This is a genomic window from Streptomyces sp. NPDC020801, assembly GCF_044334385.1.
Classification (GTDB): domain Bacteria; phylum Actinomycetota; class Actinomycetes; order Streptomycetales; family Streptomycetaceae; genus Streptomyces.
Genome location: NZ_JBIRST010000081.1, coordinates 1 through 1,309 on the forward strand (window position 1 = coordinate 1; position 1,309 = coordinate 1,309).

A 1,309-nucleotide genomic window follows, 5' to 3' on the forward strand; every position below is an offset into this window, starting at 1 on the left:
GCTCCCCTCGTAGCGTGGAGTCCGTGATTGCAGGGGAAGTTGAGGTTCATGGGGTCCAAGCAACGGACGTACACGCCTGAGTTCCGCGAGGGTGCTGTACGCATCGTGATCGAGACGGGCAGGCCGATCCCGGAGGTCGCCGAAGAGCTCGGCGTGCACTCAGACACGCTGCACAGCTGGGTCTCGCGGTGGCGTCGCAATGGGTCGACGACGTCGGACCGGCCGGTCGAGGACGCGCCCGGTGGGCGTCTGCGGGAGAGCGAACGGACTGAACTGGAGCGGCTGCGACGGGAGATGAGCGAGAAGAACAAGCGGATACGGGAGCTGGAGATGGAACGTGATGTCTTCAAGCGATGCATGGCCCTCTGGGTGAAGTGACCGAGTCCGATCCCGCGGCCGTGGCCGCGTTCACCGGTGACCAGAGGGCCGAGTACAAAATTCCGCACCGTGTGGCCTGCCGGGTGGTGGGTGTGTCGGAGTCCTGGTTCTACAAGTGGCGGGGCAAGCCCACCACCGCGCGCGAGATCCGGCGCGGGAAGCTGACCGACGCGGTCAAGAAGATCTTCACGCAGTCGGGTGGCACCTACGGTTCTCCGAAGATCTGGATCATCCTGGTGCGTCAGGGCTGGCGGGTCTCGGTGAACACCGTCGCCAAGATCATGGCCGAGCTCGGTCTGGCCGGACGGAAGATCCGCAGACGCCGAGGGCTGACCAGGCCCGGGAGGCGGCCCGCATTCCCGGACTTCGTCCGCCGCGATTTCAGTGCCACCGCCCCGGACCAGGTGTGGTGCGGAGATATGACGGAGATCGTCACCGGCGAGGGCAAACTGTATCTGGCCTGCGTCATCGATCTGTTCTCGCGCCGTCTGCTCGGCTATGCGAAGGGGCAACGGCACGACGCCGAACTCGTCGTCGCCTCTTTGAACATGGCCGCGGCCACCCGGGGCGGCGACGTCAAGGGCGTGATCTTTCACAGTGACAGGGGCAGCGAGTACCACTCCCGGCGCTTTCGCCGGGCCTGCCGGCGCCTGGGCGTGACCCAGTCCATGGGCCGGGTCGGGTCGTGTTTCGACAATGCCGTCAGCGAGGCATTCCACAGCGTCCTCAAGGTCGAGTACGTCCACCGGCATACCTTTGTCACCCGAACCGAGGCCCGGCTACGGATCGCTACCTGGATCACCGGCTTCTACAACACCCGCCGGCTACACAGCGTGTGCGGGTACCAGAGCCCGATCGACTACGAACGAGACCATCAGGCCGACCCCGCCGTGGAGTTGGCCGCTTGAAAGGTCTCCACAGCCCGAGGGGA

2 protein-coding genes are annotated in these 1,309 nt (G+C 65.6%); both read left to right on the forward strand.

What is annotated here, in order from left to right; translation table 11 throughout:
• Nucleotides 1–48 precede the first annotated feature (48 nt).
• A complete protein-coding gene (locus ACH4UM_RS41795) occupies nt 49–378 on the forward strand; it encodes a transposase (RefSeq protein WP_398191938.1) in 330 nt (109 codons plus the stop codon).
• Complete coding sequence (locus ACH4UM_RS41800) at nt 375–1,286, forward strand: IS3 family transposase (RefSeq protein WP_398191940.1); 912 nt, start codon at nt 375–377, stop codon at nt 1,284–1,286. Before ACH4UM_RS41795 ends, ACH4UM_RS41800 begins: the two co-directional genes overlap by 4 nt.
• Nucleotides 1,287–1,309 lie beyond the last annotated feature (23 nt).